Here is a 16130-nt window from a genome sequence, read left to right as displayed (position 1 = left end):
GCTCCAGATCAGGTAACGCTTAAATATCAACTTCGTTTTAACTATAGAGGCTCATGGTGCAAAGTAACAATTCCGTTATCTTTGCGTAACCCACCTCACATGGGGTAGGGAAACGCCCGGGTGGTTCCCTAGCGGACGGCTACAAAGACGTGCGCGGCCACCTCTGGTGGCAACTCAAGCGCCCCTTCTATGCCCGGAACGCGGACGGATATGTAGTCACCCACCCGTTCCAGCGACACAGCAGCGCCCGGGCGGATGCCGCCCTCATCGAGCTGTGAAAGCAGTTCGGGCTCCACCTGGATAGGTTCGGCCAACCTGCTGATAGTCACAGCCGAGGCGGGCCCGTAGGACTTCATCGCCTCGAGGAGGCTGATGGCTCCATCAGCAAAGCCAGGGGACGGCACGCCGCCCAGGGCCGCCAGGCCGGGGATCGGGTTCCCGTAGGGAGACTCGGTGGGGTGGTTCAACATCTCGTAAATGCGCCGTTCCACCCGCTCGCTCATCACATGCTCCCAGCGGCAGGCCTCGTCATGGACGTAGGCCCAGTCCAGTCCGATCACGTCAGCCAGGAGCCGTTCCGCCAAGCGGTGCTTGCGCATCACTTCAGTGGCGCGCTTCCGGCCCGTCTCGGTGAGCTCCAGATGGCGGTCGCCGGACACAACCACCAGACCGTCCCGCTCCATTCGGCCGATGGTCTGGGAGACAGTGGGCCCGGAGTGGCGCAGCCGCTCGGCGATACGGGCACGAAGGGCAACAATGTTCTCTTCCTCGAGCTCCAGAATGGTCCGAAGGTACATCTCCGTAGTATCGATCAGATCCGTCATCCAGCTCAGCTCCTCGAGCGCAGTACCTTGCGTTGTCCCACCGTATCGCCTTCACTGCGACGTAGTCCGTGGAAGAGCTTAGCCTATTTTGACTTTGTCCGAATAGTTGCCGCTGGCGGCAGTACCGTCTCATTGGCTGGACTATGACGGTTCCGGTTCCCGGCGATACATACCAACAGGGCAGAATGAGGGAGGCCCTGGTTGCAGCCATCACCGGCTGCCGGCCACCAACACCCGTCCGGACCAAAGCCGTGTCCATGCCGAAATTGGAGCACCTGTGAGCGAAACCAGCATCACTATTCCCGCCGACCTGCAGCCCAAGGACGGACGGTTCGGCGCTGGACCTTCCAAGGTCAGGCCGGAGCAATTTGATGCGTTGTCCGCCGCGTCGAAGAACATCCTGGGTACGTCCCACCGGCAGGCCCCGGTCAAGAACCTCGTCGGTTCCGTCCGCGAGGGCCTCAGCCAGTTCTTCCGCGCGCCCGAAGGGTACGAAGTTGTACTCGGCGTCGGCGGCTCCACGGCGTTCTGGGACATTGCCAGCTTCGGCCTGGTGGAAAACAAGGCCCAGCACCTTTCCTTCGGCGAGTTCGGCTCGAAATTCGCCGCAGCCACCAACAAGGCGCCCTTCCTGGATGCCTCTTCCATCATCAAGTCTGAACCCGGGACCCGCCCCTCGGCCCAGGCCGAGGCAGGCGTGGACGTCTACGCCTGGCCGCAGAACGAGACCAGCACCGGCGTCGTAGCCCCCGTGCAGCGTGTTGCCGGGGCAGACGAGGGCGCGCTGGTGCTCGTTGACGCCACATCTGCCGCCGGCGGACTGGATGTGGACGTTGCGCAAAGCGATGTCTACTACTTCGCCCCGCAGAAAAACTTCGCCTCCGACGGCGGCCTCTGGCTTGGCCTGTTCTCCCCCGCCGCCCTGGAACGTGCAGCGCGGATCAAATCCAGCGACCGCTGGATCCCGGATTTCCTGGACCTGCAGACGGCCATCGACAACTCACGCCTGAACCAGACCTACAACACCCCGTCGCTGTCCACCCTCGTAACGATGGACGCCCAGGTGCAGTGGTTGAACTCCAACGGCGGCCTGGACTTCGCTTCCGCACGCACAGCAGACTCCGCCGGCCGCGTCTACAGCTGGGCCGAGGCTTCGGAATTTGCGACCCCCTTCGTCACCAACCCGGACGAGCGTTCAAACGTCATCGCAACCATCGACTTCGATGACTCCGTGGATGCCGCAGTGGTCGCAAAGGTCCTGCGAGCCAATGGGATCGTGGACACCGAGCCGTACCGCAAGCTCGGCCGCAACCAGCTGCGCATCGCTACATTTGTGGCCATCGAGCCGGCCGACGTTTCCGCCCTTCTGGCCAGCATCGATTATGTGGTGGGCGAGCTGCGCAAGTAATCGCAAGGGCGCCCTTAGCCCGGCTGGCGTAGCGCTCCAGCATTAACGTACGACGGCGCCGCCCGGGTTCTGCCCGGTCGGCGCCGTTTTTGCGTCGTAGCTCAGTTCCCGTGCATTGCGCGGCTCTGTGCCTTAGTCTGTCCCGGCGTCGTGCGTGAAGCGCTGTTCCGGTGACTCCCCGGCTTCAGCATCCCGGGCTTCACCCTGCTGCGTTCCACCCTCATGCGTCTCACCGTCCAGGCCTGCGGCGTCCAGGGACGCAGCAACGCCGTCGGCAGGCTCAGTGGCGGCAGCAACGGGTGCGTCGGCCTGGTCTGCACCGGCTTCCGGCGCCCGATCTCGGAGCGCAGCGGCTTCATGCGCGCCTGCTTCCGGCTCACGGGCCTCGTGTTCGCCGGACTCCTGTTCCTGCTCATCCTCGGGCCGGACACGTTCCGCCCACGGGACCCATTCCGGTGCGAGGATCGAATCCTCGGACGGCAAGAGGCCGAGCTCGTTGACCGTGACCACCTTGGACCGCGAATTTCGGGTCAGCACGGCGAACCACTGCCAGCCGGCGTAGCCGGGCAGCCTGCAGTCGAAGAGGTGGGTTACCAGGCGGTCGCCTTCGCTCTTCGCTGCCAGGTGCTGCCCAATGTCCGAGGCCGCCGTAATGCCCTCAAGGGCGGTCCGGGCCGTGTCCACGGAAGCGGCAAGGAAAGCGTCAGGCTTGCCGGTCCGCCAAACAGGCACCCCGGCGCGGCGCTTGGCCGTTTTGGCCGCCGCTGCGGTCGGGCCGGCAGGCGAAGGACCCGCAGTGGCACCACTGGCCGCTGCGGCACCTGCCTGCAGCGCCGCCAGGTCCACCGACGCCGGGTCCACTGACACGGGGTCCACCAACTCGATCTCCAGTGACACCGGGTCCACCAATTCAATGTCCAGTGACTCCGAACCCAACGACGCCGGGTCTAATGACACAGAGCCCAGGGACTTCGGGGTAGTCAACTCCATGTCCTCTGCAGCCGGGGTCGTTGACTCCGGGTCCTGCTGATCAGCTTCCGGATTCATGAGGGCCTAAACGTCCAGCTCGTCGGCAACCTTGCGCAGGGCGGCGGCGATTGCCTTACCCTTATTGCCTTCCGGGTATTTGCCTTTGGAAAGGGTGCCGGACAGGTTGTCAAGGACAGTCACGAGGTCCTGGACCAGCGGTGCGAGGTCCTTGGCGCTGGGCCGCTTTGCCTTGGCGATGGACGGCGTTTTGTCGAGCACGCGCAGGCCCAGGGCCTGGGCACCCTTGCGGCCGTCGGCCACACCAAATTCAACGCGGGTGCCGGCCTTCAGCTCTGTTACGCCCTCGGGCAGCGACGATTTGGGCAGGAAAACTTCCTGGCCGTCTTCGCCCGCGAGGAATCCAAAGCCTTTTTCCTTGTCATACCACTTGACCTTGCCGGTAGGCACGTAATCAACCTTCTTCGTTCTGACGTCTTGAGACACGGCCAGCCGTCACCGCATCCGCATTGCTGTGCGGGTTCAGGGTATGACGGCTGGAGACCGTGTTGGTCTTATCCCTCAAGGTTATCCTGCCCGGTGCCGTAATCCTGCTTTCGATGGCTCTGTGCAACGGCACCTGCCCGGCGCAGCGGATCTGTCAGACCGGGCTGTTAGCGTTACGTTCATGACACCCTCGCGTTACCGGCGTCCCCTGACGATCTTCGCCGCAGTTATTGCCGTGCTTTCCTTGGCAGCGGTGGCTGCCGTTATGGCATTCGCCGTCGCCGGTTCAGTGTCTCCGGCCTGGGTCACCTACACCGCCCTGTACGGCCTGCCGCTGGCGTTCCTCCTGATGCTGTTCCTTGTTCTGGACAGCGTTGCCGGGCGCCGCCGGGCAGGAAAACCGGGCGGGCGGTAACGTTGGACTGATGTCCCTCATACGCGCGCTCAGCAAGGACCTGGAGGCCCGCAGCGACGACTCGTTGCGGGCGCTGTTCGACGCGCGGCCGGACCTCATCTCCCCCGCAGTGCCGGACTTCGGCGCCCTCGCAGCCAGGGCCAGCGGTCGCGTCAGCGTCCAGCGCGCGCTGGAGCGCCTCAACCGGCCCCAGATGCAGGTCTTGGAAACCCTCCATCTGTGTACCAACACGGATACGGAGCACAGTGCCTCCGCCGCAGGGCTGCGTAAACTGATTTCCGGTTCCACCGTTGCCGTTGTGGAACGGATCCTGGCTTCGCTTCAGGAACTTGCCCTGGTCCACCGTGCCGACCCCCCACACGGAGCAGCCACCACCGGCAACAGGCAGCGCTACTATCTCCCCGTTGGCAGCCTCAAGGACGTCGTGGGCATTTATCCGGCGGGGCTTGGCCGGAGCTATACCGAGCTGGTGCGCCTCCAGCCTGCGTTTGCGCAGCGGGCCGTTCAGCTCGTTTCCGACCTTCACCGCAGCGGTGCAGCCATCCATGGAGCCACAACGCCCATGGAGGCGGCGCTTGCCCTGCAGCACTGGACGTCCTCGCCGGAGGCCCTGCAGGAAATTCTGGCCACGGCTCCGGAACGGACAACCGCGTTGCTCGCCCGGTTCCGGAACTGGGCCATGGGCGCGGTCCCCCAGGCGCAACGCAAGGCGTCCATCACCACAGAGGGATCCGACGTCGGGCCCATCGATTGGCTCCTTGCGCGCGGCCTGCTGGTGCCTTTGGACGCCGCCCATGTGGAGCTGCCGCACAGCGTTGGGCTCTCGCTGCGGGGCGGTGCCATCATCAACGACTTCAATCTTTCGCCGCCGGTGCCGGCGCTTGGCCGGACCAGCGCCGCCTTGCGGCGGAACGCCGCCCTGGGGGCCATCAGTGAAACCCTGCGGCTGGTAGGCGAAGTACTGCACGCGGTGCGCGAACAGCCCCTGGCCACACTGCGCAGCGGCGGCGTGGGCGTCCGCGAGATGAGGCGGCTGGCTGAGCTGCTCAGAATTGACCAGCCGCGTGCCGGGCTTCTGCTGGAGCTCTGCGGGCTCGCAGGGCTGATCCGCCTGGACGTCGATTCGTCGTCCTGGGTCCAGCCGCCGGAGCTGGAGTGGCTTGTCCTGCCAAGGCAGGAACAATGGCTCTGGCTGGTCAACGCATGGTTGGCCAGCGAGCGCGTGCCGTCCATGGTGGGGCAGCCAATCAATGGAACCCCGGGAGCAGCTGCGCACCGCGCGGCGTCCGGCAGTACCATCATCGCGTTGTCGGCCGAGGCGCAACGGCCGGACGCCCCCGTGGTACGCAAACGGATCCTGGAAATCCTCAACGAACTCACGTGTGAAGCAGCCGCCCCTGACGGAACAGCGCCGGTGCTGGACGCCGCAGCAGTGCTCCAGCGCGCCGAGTGGGCGCAGCCCCGAATGGCCCGGCGTTTCAGCTCCCTGATCCGCGGAGTCCTGGCCGAAGCCGAAATACTCGGCCTGCTCGGATCCGGGGCCCTGAGCCAGCTGGGAAGCGCCATCGCGGACGACGAGCCGGACGCGGCTCTCTCCCTCCTGGGTGAGCACCTGCCCGCGGAGTTGAACCACGTACTGCTCCAGGCGGACCTCACCGCCGTGGCACCCGGGTACCTTGCCCCGGCGTTGACCGAAAAACTGCTGCTGATGGCCGACGCCGAAGGCCAGGGGCCGGCCACCATCTACCGGTTCTCGCCCGGCTCCCTCCGCCGGGCGCTCGACGCCGGCCATGACGCCTCCACCCTTCTGGAGTTCCTGCGGGAGCACTCTGCCACCGCAGTACCCCAACCGCTGCAGTACCTCGTCGAGGATACGGCCGCCCGGCACGGCCGGCTGCGGATAGGCGGAGCGGCGAGTTTTGTCCAGAGCGAGGATGAAGGCGCACTGCTGGACCTGCTGACCGGCCCGAAAACGGAGGGGCTTGGCCTGGTTCGGATCTCCCCCACGGTCCTCATCTCATCGGCGCCGCCGCGTGAAACAGCCCAGGTTCTCCGGAGCCTGGGCCTTTCCCCATCCTTTGACGACTCGGAGCAGCCCGTGCTCCGGCTGCGGCGCGCTCCTGCGGCACACACCCCGTCCCGGCCCATCTACACCGCCCCGCGGACAGCCCCGCCGGCGGAGGAAATACAAGCACAACTTGATGTGCTGCGGCAGCGTCCTGCCGCCGTCAGGAATCACCACGGCCCGGAAGGAGACCATGCTGATGAGGCGGCCACGCAACTTGGCCTGGAGGCTCTGCAGCGGGCCATCCGGCTCAAGCAGCGCATCAGCATGAACGTGGTGGACGGCATGGGGAATGCCAACCTGGAAATTGTTGTTCCCTTGTCAGTAACGGGCGGACGGGTGCGGGTCTTCGACCCCGCAAAGGACACCGAACGGGTGCTGTCCATCCACCGCATTATTGATATTGAGGCCGCAGAGGAACTGCGCCAGTGAAGGACTCCCCCGCGTGAACGATGGACCCCTGATAGTCCAGAGCGATAAGACCATCCTCCTTGAGGTGGATCACGAGCTCGCCACCGAAGCCCGGCACGCCATCGCGCCGTTCGCAGAGCTGGAACGTGCCCCCGAGCACGTCCACAGTTACCGGCTGACTCCGCTGGGTTTATGGAATGCCCGCGCGGCGGGGCTGGACGCCGAGAGGGTTTTGGACACCCTCCTTAAGTACTCCCGGTTCCCGGTGCCGCACTCGCTGCTGATCGACGTCGAGGAAACCATGTCCAGGTACGGCCGGCTGCGCCTGGAAAAAGACCCGCATCACGGACTGGTCATGAGGACCGACGATTATCCGGTTCTGGAGGAAGTGATCCGGGCCAAGAAGATCCAGCCGCTGCTGGGACCACGCATCGACGGCGAAACAGTCGTGGTGCACGCCTCCCAGCGAGGGCAGATCAAGCAGCTCCTGCTCAAAATTGGGTGGCCGGCGGAGGACCTGGCCGGGTACGTGGACGGCACCCCGCACCTGATTGCGCTTAAAGAGGACGGCTGGAAACTGCGGCCATACCAGCAGATGGCCAGCGACAACTTCTGGGCCGGAGGCAGCGGGGTTGTAGTGCTGCCCTGCGGTGCGGGCAAAACGCTGGTGGGCGCAGCGGCCATGGCAACCGGCTCCACCACCACCCTGATCCTGGTCACCAACACCGTGGCGGCCCGGCAATGGAAGGACGAGCTCCTCAGGCGCACGTCCCTCACCGAGGACGAGATCGGCGAGTACTCGGGGGCGGTAAAGGAAGTCCGGCCGGTGACCATTGCCACCTATCAGGTCCTCACCATGAAGCGCGGCGGCCTGTATCCGCACCTTGAGCTGGTGGACGGGCACGACTGGGGCCTGATCATTTACGACGAAGTCCATCTGCTGCCCGCCCCGATCTTCCGTATGACGGCTGATCTGCAGGCAAGGCGCCGCCTTGGCCTCACGGCCACACTGGTGCGGGAAGACGGCCGCGAAGGCGAAGTGTTCAGCCTTATTGGACCCAAGCGCTATGACGCGCCCTGGAAGGACATTGAGTCCCAGGGCTACATCGCCCCGGCGGACTGCATCGAGGTGCGCGTGGACCTGCCGCGGGACGAGCGGGTTGCCTATGCCATGGCCGATGATGCGGACAAGTACCGGCTTTGTGCCACCTCCGAATCCAAGACCCTGGTGGTGGAACAACTCGTGGCCCGGCACACCGGGGAGCAACTGCTGGTCATCGGCCAGTACATCGACCAGCTGGACGACCTCGGCGAGCGCCTCAAGGCGCCGGTGATCAAGGGTGACACCTCCGTGAAGGTGCGCCAGAAGCTTTTTGATGCCTTCCGTGCAGGGGGGATCCAGACCCTCGTGGTCTCCAAGGTGGCCAACTTCTCCATCGACCTTCCGGAGGCCTCGGTGGCGATCCAGGTTTCCGGTTCCTTCGGGTCGAGGCAGGAGGAGGCGCAGCGGCTGGGCCGGCTGCTACGGCCCAAAAAGGACGGCCGGGCAGCCCGCTTCTACTCGCTCGTGGCAAGGGACACCCTGGACCAGGACTTCGCCGCCAAGCGCCAGCGGTTCCTCGCCGAGCAGGGGTACGCCTACCGCATCATGGACGCCAAGGACGTGGAAACGGCCGAATAGCAGGCCCTCCCCCGGCGACGCCGTCCAGTGCGGACGTAAATTGGGGCGCACACTGGAGGCATGCGTTTTGAACGAAAGCCCGTGATCCCCCTGCCGGGCCAAGAGTCAGTATGGGATTATCCCCGGCCGCCGCGCGTAGAGCCAAGCAAGGAACGCATCAGGATCTTCCTGGGCGGCGAACTCATCCTGGACACCACGGACTCGCTCCGTGTCCTTGAGACCAGCCATCCCCCGGCCTATTACCTGCCCCGGTCAGAGTTCTGCCCAGGTGCACTGGAGCCCGCTCCCGGGAGCAGCTTCTGCGAGTTCAAGGGCACAGCGGGTTACCTCACTGTCCGCGGTGGCGGGAAGGTCAGGGAAAGGGCAGCGTGGTTCTACCCCGAGCCAGTTGCCGCTTATGCTGCGCTCCTGGACCGCGTTGCGGTCTATCCGGGCAGGATGGATCGCTGCGAGGTCGAGGGTGAACGGGTGCGCCCCCAGTCCGGAGACTTCTATGGTGGCTGGATTACCACGCGGGTAGTCGGCCCTTTCAAGGGCGAACCTGGATCCCTGGGGTGGTAAGTCACAACCTGTGTCTGCCACCTTGCTCACAAGAAGTATCCAGACAACTCCCAGTGTCTGGGAGCATGATGGGAACATGAACAAGAACGGCCCTGAAGCAAAGCTCCTGGTAGTGGATGACGAACCCAACATCCGGGAGTTGCTTTCCACGTCCCTGCGGTTCGCCGGATTCGACGTCGTCTCGGCAGCAAACGGACGCGACGCCCTTGCCGCTGCCGACCTTCACTCCCCGGATCTTGCCGTCCTGGACGTGATGCTCCCGGATATGGACGGGTTCACCGTCACCCGCCGCCTCAGGGCTTCCGGCAAGCACTTCCCCGTCCTGTTCCTGACTGCCAAAGACGACACAGAGGACAAGGTCACGGGCCTTACCGTCGGCGGGGACGACTACGTCACCAAGCCCTTCAGCCTCGATGAGGTGGTTGCCCGGATCCGTGCCGTCCTGCGCCGGACCCAGCCCCTGCTCGATGACGACGCCGTAATACGGGTCGATGACCTGGAGCTGGACGACGACGCCCACGAAGTCCGGCGCGGCGGCACCGTCATCGAGCTCTCCCCCACGGAGTTCAAGCTGCTCCGCTACCTCATGCTTAACCCCAACCGGGTGCTGTCCAAGTCGCAGATCCTGGACCATGTATGGGAGTACAACTTCAACGGCGATGCCTCCATCGTGGAGTCGTACATCTCGTACCTGCGCCGGAAAGTGGACATTGACCCTGAAGCTCCTGCACTGATCCAGACCAAACGCGGCGTGGGGTATGTGCTCCGGACGGCAGAAAAGCGCTGACCTTGCTGCAGCGGTGGAAGTCGTCCTCACTCAGGACACAACTGGTGGCCATGATCATGGCGCTGCTCATCGTCGCCCTCACGGTGACCGGGGCGGGCACCCTGGCGCTGCTTCACAGCTACCTGCAGGACCAGGTGGACGGCAAGCTTTACGCAGCCGTTGACCTGGCGGGCAGGCAACGGTCCTTCTCGCAGCTGCAGGCACCCAGCAACCCCGCGGTTCCCACCGACTATTCGCTGATTCTGTTTGTACCCGGCCAAGAGCCTTACCCGTTCGGCGCTGAACCGGATAATGGACCGGACATCAGCTCCATGAGCGTGGAACAGGCCCAGGCCCACGGCGACGCCCCTTTCCAGGTGCGGGGAACGGACGGCCAGAACTGGCGGGTTATCGCGGTGACCGTGCAGAACAACAAGACCACCGCGGTAGTGGTCATTGGGCTGCCGCTGGAGAGCGTTGACGACGTCCTGAAGCACGCCACCCTTGTTGTTATCGGTGTGGGCCTGCTGACCTTGCTGCTGGCGTCCCTGATTGCCAGCTGGACTGTATCGCGTGCATTCCGGCCGCTTGCCCGGGTTGAAAAGACCGCCGCCGCCATTGCCGCCGGGGATTTGTCCCGCCGCGTGGACGTGGAAAATCCGGGCACCGAGCTCGGCCGGCTCAGCAGCTCGCTCAATGCCATGCTTGCCCACATCGAAACAGCCTTTTCCGCCCGCATGGCGTCAGAGGCCAGGATGCGCCGGTTCGCGGCCGACGCCTCCCACGAACTGCGTACGCCGCTGGTGACAATCCGGGGCTTCTCGGAGCTGTACCGGCACGGGGCGTTGGCCACCAACGAGGACGTGGCCACTGCCATGGGCAGGATCGAAAGCGAAGCCAAGCGCATGGGCTCCATGGTGGAGGACCTGCTGCTGCTGGCCCGCCTTGATGAGCAGCGCCCGTTGCAGCAAAAACCTGTTGACCTTCAGCTCATTGCCCATGACGCGGTGGTGGATACGCAAGCCAGCGCCCGGTCCCGAGTGATCTCGCTCGTGGGGCTCGACGGCGGCCCGGCAGCTCCCGCGCCGGTGCTGGGCGACGAAGCAAAACTCCGCCAGGTGGTAGGCAACCTGGTAGGCAACGCCCTGCGCTACACCCCGGAGGACAGCCCGATTGAACTGGCTGTCGGCGTACGCGCCATGCAGGGTGGGCTCCTCCGATCAGTCATCGAAGTCCGCGACCACGGCCCCGGGATCTCCGAGGAGGACGCGTCCAAGGTTTTCGAGCGCTTCTATCGGGCTGATACCTCCCGTACGCGGGAGACCGGGGGCAGCGGGCTGGGACTGGCCATTGTGGCCGCCATCGTCGGCTCCCACGGCGGCTCCGTCCGGGTGGAGAATACTGCTGGCGGGGGCGCCACCCTTGTGGTCACCCTTCCGAGCCGCGATGACGCACCGGAGCACGAGACCTCGGACAGCGCCGATGTGGAGAGCCTGGGCGAATTCCCCAAGCCTGCGGGCAATGACGCCAGGGGCAGCGACGGCCGGGTTATCCACATATAGCCTCCCTGTCATGGCACCGCCGCATCCGCTTTCATAGGCTCGTCAACGTGGCCCGGACAGTCCGGGCGCGGGTGCAGACGCTGCCCGTTCCAGCGAAAGGCAATGCCATGAGCATCATTTCCGTCGACACCGAACTGCTCCAGCTCAAATCCGCCAACGTCCAGGCAACAGTGGACAGGATCAGCGCCGACGTCCAGGCCATGAAACGGGGGCTGGACGAGCTCCAGGGCAGTTGGCGGGGCTCCGCAGCCACCAACTTCCAAGCACTCATCACGGAGTGGACCATCACCCAGGGCAGGGTGGAGGCTTCACTGGCCTCGATCAATATGGCACTGTCTTCGGCCGCAGCCACCTACGCGCAGGCTGAGCAGGGAAACACCCAACGGTTCAGCTGATCCGCGGTCAAGGCCTAGGCTTCGGGGGTTGCCTGATGGAACCGCAGCCGCCACCGGCCACTGTCCAGCATCCAGAGTGAGCTTCTGAGAGTAGTGCCGGAGCGCGCGTAGCTTCGGTAGGTCAGGAGGACTGCGCTGGTGCCGATACGGTCGGCGCCGAGGATCTCGATGTCGGTCCGCTCGCCCGGGTCTTCCTGGAGCGCCATCATCATCGCGTCCCGGGTCCAGACCCTGCCCGAGCTGCCGATCTCCAGGAAGTCAGGGTGCAGCAGGACAGCTGTCCTGCCGATGTCGCCGCGCACCAGGGGACCGAGCAGTTCCCGCTCCAGCTCTTCCACCAGCGCTTCGGGCGCGGCTGTTTCCGCCCGGCCCGTGCCGGCCAGGCCAAAAGCAGCGTCCAGCTGGGTGAAGTCCAGCTGGGTGAAATCCTCCTGATCGAAGTCCCCGTGGCTGAGTTCCTCCTGAGCGGGCTCCTTTCGGGCAACGCTCTGCCGGGCAGCGTCCTGCCGGCCAACGTCCTGCCTGCTGCCGCTCAGCCTGCTGCCGTTCAGCTGCGCGGCACCCTGCCGGGTCCCGTCCTGCTGGCTGAAGAGGTCGGGTTCGCCGTAGCCAGCTGCTGGGGCTGCATCACCGGCCGGGGCTTTGCCCGCTGCCGGTATTCCGGCAGCGGCCGGGTTTCCGGAAGCCGACGCGTGGTGGGCCCCGGGAAACCCTGGTCCTGACCGGGCCGCAACCCCCTGCTGGTAGGCGGTCGCGGCGGCCCGGGCCCGCTCATCGGCGGCTTCGTTCAGGTCATGCCCCGCGTGCCCCTTGACCCACTCGAACCTGTACTTCCGCCCGGCGAGTTCCCGGTCCAACTCCTTGAGCAGATCGACGTTCAGCACCGGCTTGCCGTCCGCCTTGCGCCAGCCTTTGCGCTTCCATCCCGGCATCCACTTGGTGATCGAGTTGATGACGTACTGGCTGTCGCAAAGGATGTGCAGGTCCTCGTGGCGAAGGTGGGCGGTTGCCCGCAGCAGGTCCAGTACAGCCATCAGCTCGCCCTGGTTGTTGGTGCCGTGGGGCCATCCGCCGGCGCGCCAGCAATCGTCGTTCACGTACCAGGCCCAGCCGGCCGGGCCAGGGTTTCCCAAAGCCGAACCGTCGGCCGCTGCAGTAATCGTCACCGGTCCATCCTGCCAGAAGACGGCACCAATGCGGTGATGCAGGCTTGGCGGGACGCCGTAGCCCGGCAACGAACAGAGATGCGGGCGCCGGCGGCAGAAGCATTCGGCGGAGCAGAAGGAAAGCGTTTACCAAAACCTCTTGACGGAAGGCGCCGGCCCCCGGCACAATCGAAAGTCATATGAGAAAACGTTTTCTCACATCGCTCCCGCCGGTGCCCAAGCCTGCCCAAACGCCAGGCGGAAGCGGACTTATCAGCACAAGGAAGGCACATCAATGACGATTCCAACCGTTAGCCGGAGAAGGTTCCAGCTCGGCGCAGCAGCCGTTGCCCTCTCGCTTCTCGCCACCGGATGCGGCACGTCCACCAGTTCCACCAGCAACGAGGAAGTGACCCTGCGGTTTGCCTGGTGGGGCAACGAGTATCTCAATGCACAGACTGAAAAGGTCATTGATGCCTTCGAAGCGGAGCACCCGAACATCAAGATCGAATCCGAACCCGGCGAGTGGGCCAGCTACTGGGACAAGCTCGCCACCAAGACAGCGGCCAACGACGCCCCTGACGTCATCCAGATGGACCAGAAGTACATTGCTGAATACGGTGGACGCGGGGCCCTGCTGGATCTGTCCAAGCAGGACGGCATTGATACATCGAAGCTGGACAAGGAAGCGTTGGCTTCGGGCCAGTATAACGACGCCCAGTACGGCCTGAGCACCGGCCAGAACGCCTACGTCCTCATGGCCAACACGAAGGTCTTCGAGGCGGCCAAAGTGCCCCTGCCGGACGACACCAAGTGGACCTGGGACGAATTCATGGCGACTGCGTCCAAGATCAGCGCCGCTGGAGACGGGAAGAACTATGGCGCTGCATACGGCAGCAATGAGGCTGACCTGATCATTTGGCTGCGCCAGCACGGCGAGAACCTCTACTCAGGGGACGGCAAGCTGGACTTCGACACCGCCACGGCCGCGTCCTTCTGGGAGCGCCTGAAGGAGCAGCGTGATTCGAAGGCGAGCCCGCAGGCCACCGTCGCCACCGAAGACGCCGGAGCAGGGCTTGAGGAAAGCCTCTTCGGCACCAACAGGGTGGGCATGGCGTGGTGGTGGACCAACCAGCTCGGCTCACTGGAGGCGACCACCGGCAGCAGCATCAAAATGCTCCGTGCGCCCAGCAACGACGGCTCTTCGGCAGGCAACGGCATGTACTACAAGCCCACCATGTTCTGGTCAGCTTCTTCACGGTCCAAGCACCCGGAAGCCGCCGCCACCTTCATCAACTACCTGGCCAACAGCCCTGAAGCCGGAGCCATCCTGATGACGGACCGGGGCGTACCCACCAACCCGGAGATCGTTGAAAGCATTACTCCTGCCCTGAAGCCTGCGGACACCACCGTGGTCAGCTTCCTGAAGAACATCGCCCCCGACATGAAGGAAGCACCGCCCGTTCCCCCGGTGGGCGCCGGCAGCGTGCAGAACGTCATCAAGCGGTACACCGATGAGGTCCTCTACGACCGTCTCACGCCGCAGGCAGCCGCAGAAGCATTCAAAAAGGAAGTTGAAGGAATGCTGGCCGGCGCCAGGTAACAGCGCCAGCGCAACCGCCGGGACCGATCAAAGGATCCGGGCATAAAAAATGCGGCCCCTCGGGAGGGGGCCGCATTTTTTGTTTTGCGGGACAGGCCCTGCAGGGGAAGCCTAGAAGCCGCCCATGCCGCCCATGTCGTCGCCGCCGCCAACCGGAGCGGCGTTCTTCTCCGGCTTGTCAGCCACGACTGCTTCGGTGGTGAGGAACAGGCCGGCAATGGAAGCCGCGTTCTGCAGGGCAGAGCGGGTTACCTTGACGGGGTCGTTAACACCGGCGGCCAGCAGGTCGACGTATTCGCCGGTTGCGGCGTTCAGGCCGTGGCCGGCGGGCAGGCCGCGGACCTTGTCGACTACAACACCCGGCTCCATGCCGGCGTTGAAGGCGATCTGCTTCAGCGGTGCATCGATGGCAACGCGGACGATGTTCGCGCCCGTTGCCTCGTCACCGGAAAGCTGCAGGTTGGCGAATGCCTTGGCGCCAGCCTGGATGAGGGCCACGCCGCCACCGGCTACGATGCCTTCTTCAACGGCAGCCTTTGCGTTGCGCACTGCGTCTTCGATGCGGTGCTTGCGCTCCTTGAGCTCAACCTCGGTTGCGGCTCCGGCCTTGATGACTGCCACGCCGCCGGCCAGCTTGGCCAGGCGCTCCTGCAGCTTCTCGCGGTCGTAGTCGGAATCCGAGTTCTCGATTTCGGCGCGGATCTGCGAGACGCGGCCGGCGATCTGGTCGGCGTCGCCGGCACCTTCGACGATGGTGGTCTCATCCTTGGTGACAACAACCTTGCGTGCCTTGCCCAGGAGTTCCAGGCCGGCAGTCTCCAGCTTGAGGCCAACTTCCTCGGCGATGACCTGGCCACCGGTGAGGACGGCAATGTCGGCAAGCTGCGCCTTGCGGCGGTCGCCGAAGCCCGGGGCCTTGACGGCGACGGACTTGAAGGTGCCGCGGATCTTGTTGACGATCAGCGTGGCCAGGGCCTCGCCCTCGATGTCCTCGGCGATGATCAGCAGCGGCTTGTTGGACTGCATGACCTTTTCGAGGACAGCAACCAGTTCCTTGACGTTGGAGATCTTGGAGTTGACGATCAGGATGTACGGATCCTCAAGGACCGTTTCCTGGCGCTCAGTGTCGGTGACGAAGTAGGCGGAGATGTAGCCCTTGTCGAAGCGCATGCCTTCGGTGAGCTCAAGCTCCAGGCCGAAGGTGTTGGACTCCTCGACCGTGATGACGCCTTCCTTGCCCACCTTGTCCAAGGCTTCGGCGATGAGGGCACCGATTTCGTCGTCACCGGCGGAGATGGAAGCCGTAGCGGCGATCTCTTCCTTGGTTTCGATTTCCTTGGCGGAGTTCAGCAGCTCGGCCGTAACGGCCTCGACTGCCTTTTCGATGCCGCGCTTAAGGGACAGCGGGTCGGCGCCGGCAGCAACGTTGCGCAGGCCTTCCTTCACCAGTGCCTGCGCCAGCACGGTAGCCGTGGTGGTGCCGTCGCCAGCGACGTCATCGGTCTTCTTGGCAACTTCCTTGACCAGCTCGGCGCCGATCTTCTCGTAAGGATCGTCCAGCTCGATCTCCTTGGCGATGGAAACACCATCGTTGGTGATCGTGGGGGCGCCCCACTTCTTCTCGAGGACGACGTTGCGTCCACGCGGGCCGAGGGTGACCTTAACGGCGTCGGCGAGGGTGTTCAGGCCCCGCTCAAGGCCGCGGCGTGCCTCTTCATCAAATGCAATGATCTTGGCCATAACGGCAATAGTCCTTTCGGGACAGTCGTTAAGATTGAACCTTCGCTGCAGTGCCCGCGACGGACGATCCTTGACCGTTGG

14 protein-coding genes are annotated in these 16130 nt (G+C 64.6%); 9 read left to right on the top strand and 5 right to left on the bottom strand.

The features are described from left to right. Nucleotides 1-128 precede the first annotated feature (128 nt). Nucleotides 129-824, bottom strand: coding sequence for a metal-dependent transcriptional regulator (locus M1E07_RS05250; RefSeq protein ID WP_461189211.1), 696 nt, complete (start codon nucleotides 822-824; stop codon nucleotides 129-131). Between the two features lie 277 nt (nucleotides 825-1101). Here M1E07_RS05250 and serC point away from each other — a divergent pair, with 277 nt between their 5' ends. Continuing rightward, nucleotides 1102-2232, top strand: coding sequence for a phosphoserine transaminase (gene serC, locus M1E07_RS05245; RefSeq protein ID WP_461189210.1), 1131 nt, complete (start codon nucleotides 1102-1104; stop codon nucleotides 2230-2232). Nucleotides 2233-2364: 132 nt separating this feature from the next. Here serC and M1E07_RS05240 read toward each other — a convergent pair whose 3' ends face one another. Then, the gene (locus M1E07_RS05240; RefSeq protein ID WP_461189209.1) at nucleotides 2365-3216 is read right to left on the bottom strand and encodes a DUF3027 domain-containing protein; all 852 of its coding nucleotides are present in this window, start codon (nucleotides 3214-3216) and stop codon (nucleotides 2365-2367) included. Between the two features lie 69 nt (nucleotides 3217-3285). Then, a complete protein-coding gene (locus tag M1E07_RS05235) occupies nucleotides 3286-3669 on the bottom strand; it encodes a cold-shock protein (protein ID WP_013599963.1) in 384 nt (127 codons plus the stop codon). 217 nt (nucleotides 3670-3886) lie between these two features. Between M1E07_RS05235 and M1E07_RS05230 the strand changes: the two genes are divergently transcribed. From M1E07_RS05230 to M1E07_RS05200, 7 genes are all read left to right on the top strand, one after another. Beyond that, nucleotides 3887-4120, top strand: a complete 234-nt coding sequence (locus M1E07_RS05230) for a hypothetical protein (RefSeq protein ID WP_461189208.1) — start codon at nucleotides 3887-3889, stop codon at nucleotides 4118-4120. Nucleotides 4121-4130: 10 nt separating this feature from the next. Then, the gene (locus M1E07_RS05225; protein ID WP_461189207.1) at nucleotides 4131-6617 is read left to right on the top strand and encodes a helicase-associated domain-containing protein; all 2487 of its coding nucleotides are present in this window, start codon (nucleotides 4131-4133) and stop codon (nucleotides 6615-6617) included. Between the two features lie 13 nt (nucleotides 6618-6630). Next, nucleotides 6631-8277 carry a DNA repair helicase XPB gene (locus M1E07_RS05220; protein ID WP_461189206.1) on the top strand — a complete coding sequence of 549 codons (1647 nt, stop codon included), beginning with the start codon at nucleotides 6631-6633 and terminating at the stop codon, nucleotides 8275-8277. Nucleotides 8278-8337: 60 nt separating this feature from the next. After that, nucleotides 8338-8838, top strand: coding sequence for a DUF427 domain-containing protein (locus M1E07_RS05215; protein WP_461189205.1), 501 nt, complete (start codon nucleotides 8338-8340; stop codon nucleotides 8836-8838). A 76-nt stretch (nucleotides 8839-8914) separates the two neighbouring features. Continuing rightward, nucleotides 8915-9625: a response regulator transcription factor gene (locus M1E07_RS05210; protein ID WP_142059953.1), complete on the top strand. Its 711-nt coding sequence runs from the start codon at nucleotides 8915-8917 to the stop codon at nucleotides 9623-9625. Nucleotides 9626-9627: 2 nt separating this feature from the next. Beyond that, on the top strand, nucleotides 9628-11166 hold the full coding sequence (locus tag M1E07_RS05205) for a sensor histidine kinase (RefSeq protein ID WP_461189204.1): 1539 nt from the start codon (nucleotides 9628-9630) through the stop codon (nucleotides 11164-11166). Nucleotides 11167-11273: 107 nt separating this feature from the next. Beyond that, a complete protein-coding gene (locus M1E07_RS05200) occupies nucleotides 11274-11561 on the top strand; it encodes a WXG100 family type VII secretion target (protein WP_387551115.1) in 288 nt (95 codons plus the stop codon). Between the two features lie 14 nt (nucleotides 11562-11575). On the opposite strand, the gene M1E07_RS05195 is transcribed toward M1E07_RS05200, so the two are convergent. Next, nucleotides 11576-12727 (bottom strand): RNase H family protein, encoded by a 1152-nt coding sequence (locus tag M1E07_RS05195; protein WP_461189203.1) that lies wholly within the window; start codon nucleotides 12725-12727, stop codon nucleotides 11576-11578. 274 nt (nucleotides 12728-13001) lie between these two features. Between M1E07_RS05195 and M1E07_RS05190 the strand changes: the two genes are divergently transcribed. Next, nucleotides 13002-14309 carry an ABC transporter substrate-binding protein gene (locus M1E07_RS05190; protein WP_461189202.1) on the top strand — a complete coding sequence of 436 codons (1308 nt, stop codon included), beginning with the start codon at nucleotides 13002-13004 and terminating at the stop codon, nucleotides 14307-14309. A gap of 111 nt (nucleotides 14310-14420) precedes the next feature. On the opposite strand, the gene groL is transcribed toward M1E07_RS05190, so the two are convergent. After that, nucleotides 14421-16049 (bottom strand): chaperonin GroEL, encoded by a 1629-nt coding sequence (gene groL / locus M1E07_RS05185; protein ID WP_307096487.1) that lies wholly within the window; start codon nucleotides 16047-16049, stop codon nucleotides 14421-14423. Nucleotides 16050-16130: the final 81 nt, after the last annotated feature.

It is taken from the genome of Arthrobacter sp. Z4-13 (genome assembly GCF_054792705.1).
Note: the sequence above shows the minus strand (reverse complement) of the source record. Positions and strands in the feature narration are given on the sequence as shown.

What these genes read in the sequence shown, in the direction of transcription:
- M1E07_RS05250 (WP_461189211.1), bottom strand. Translation starts at nt 824, where the DNA reads ATGACGGATCTGATCGATACTACGGAGATGTACCTTCGGACCATTCTG.
- M1E07_RS05230 (WP_461189208.1), top strand. Translation starts at nt 3,887, where the DNA reads ATGACACCCTCGCGTTACCGGCGTCCCCTGACGATCTTCGCCGCAGTT.
- M1E07_RS05225 (WP_461189207.1), top strand. Translation starts at nt 4,131, where the DNA reads ATGTCCCTCATACGCGCGCTCAGCAAGGACCTGGAGGCCCGCAGCGAC.
- M1E07_RS05215 (WP_461189205.1), top strand. Translation starts at nt 8,338, where the DNA reads ATGCGTTTTGAACGAAAGCCCGTGATCCCCCTGCCGGGCCAAGAGTCA.
- M1E07_RS05210 (WP_142059953.1), top strand. Translation starts at nt 8,915, where the DNA reads ATGAACAAGAACGGCCCTGAAGCAAAGCTCCTGGTAGTGGATGACGAA.
- M1E07_RS05200 (WP_387551115.1), top strand. Translation starts at nt 11,274, where the DNA reads ATGAGCATCATTTCCGTCGACACCGAACTGCTCCAGCTCAAATCCGCC.
- M1E07_RS05190 (WP_461189202.1), top strand. Translation starts at nt 13,002, where the DNA reads ATGACGATTCCAACCGTTAGCCGGAGAAGGTTCCAGCTCGGCGCAGCA.
- groL (WP_307096487.1), bottom strand. Translation starts at nt 16,049, where the DNA reads ATGGCCAAGATCATTGCATTTGATGAAGAGGCACGCCGCGGCCTTGAG.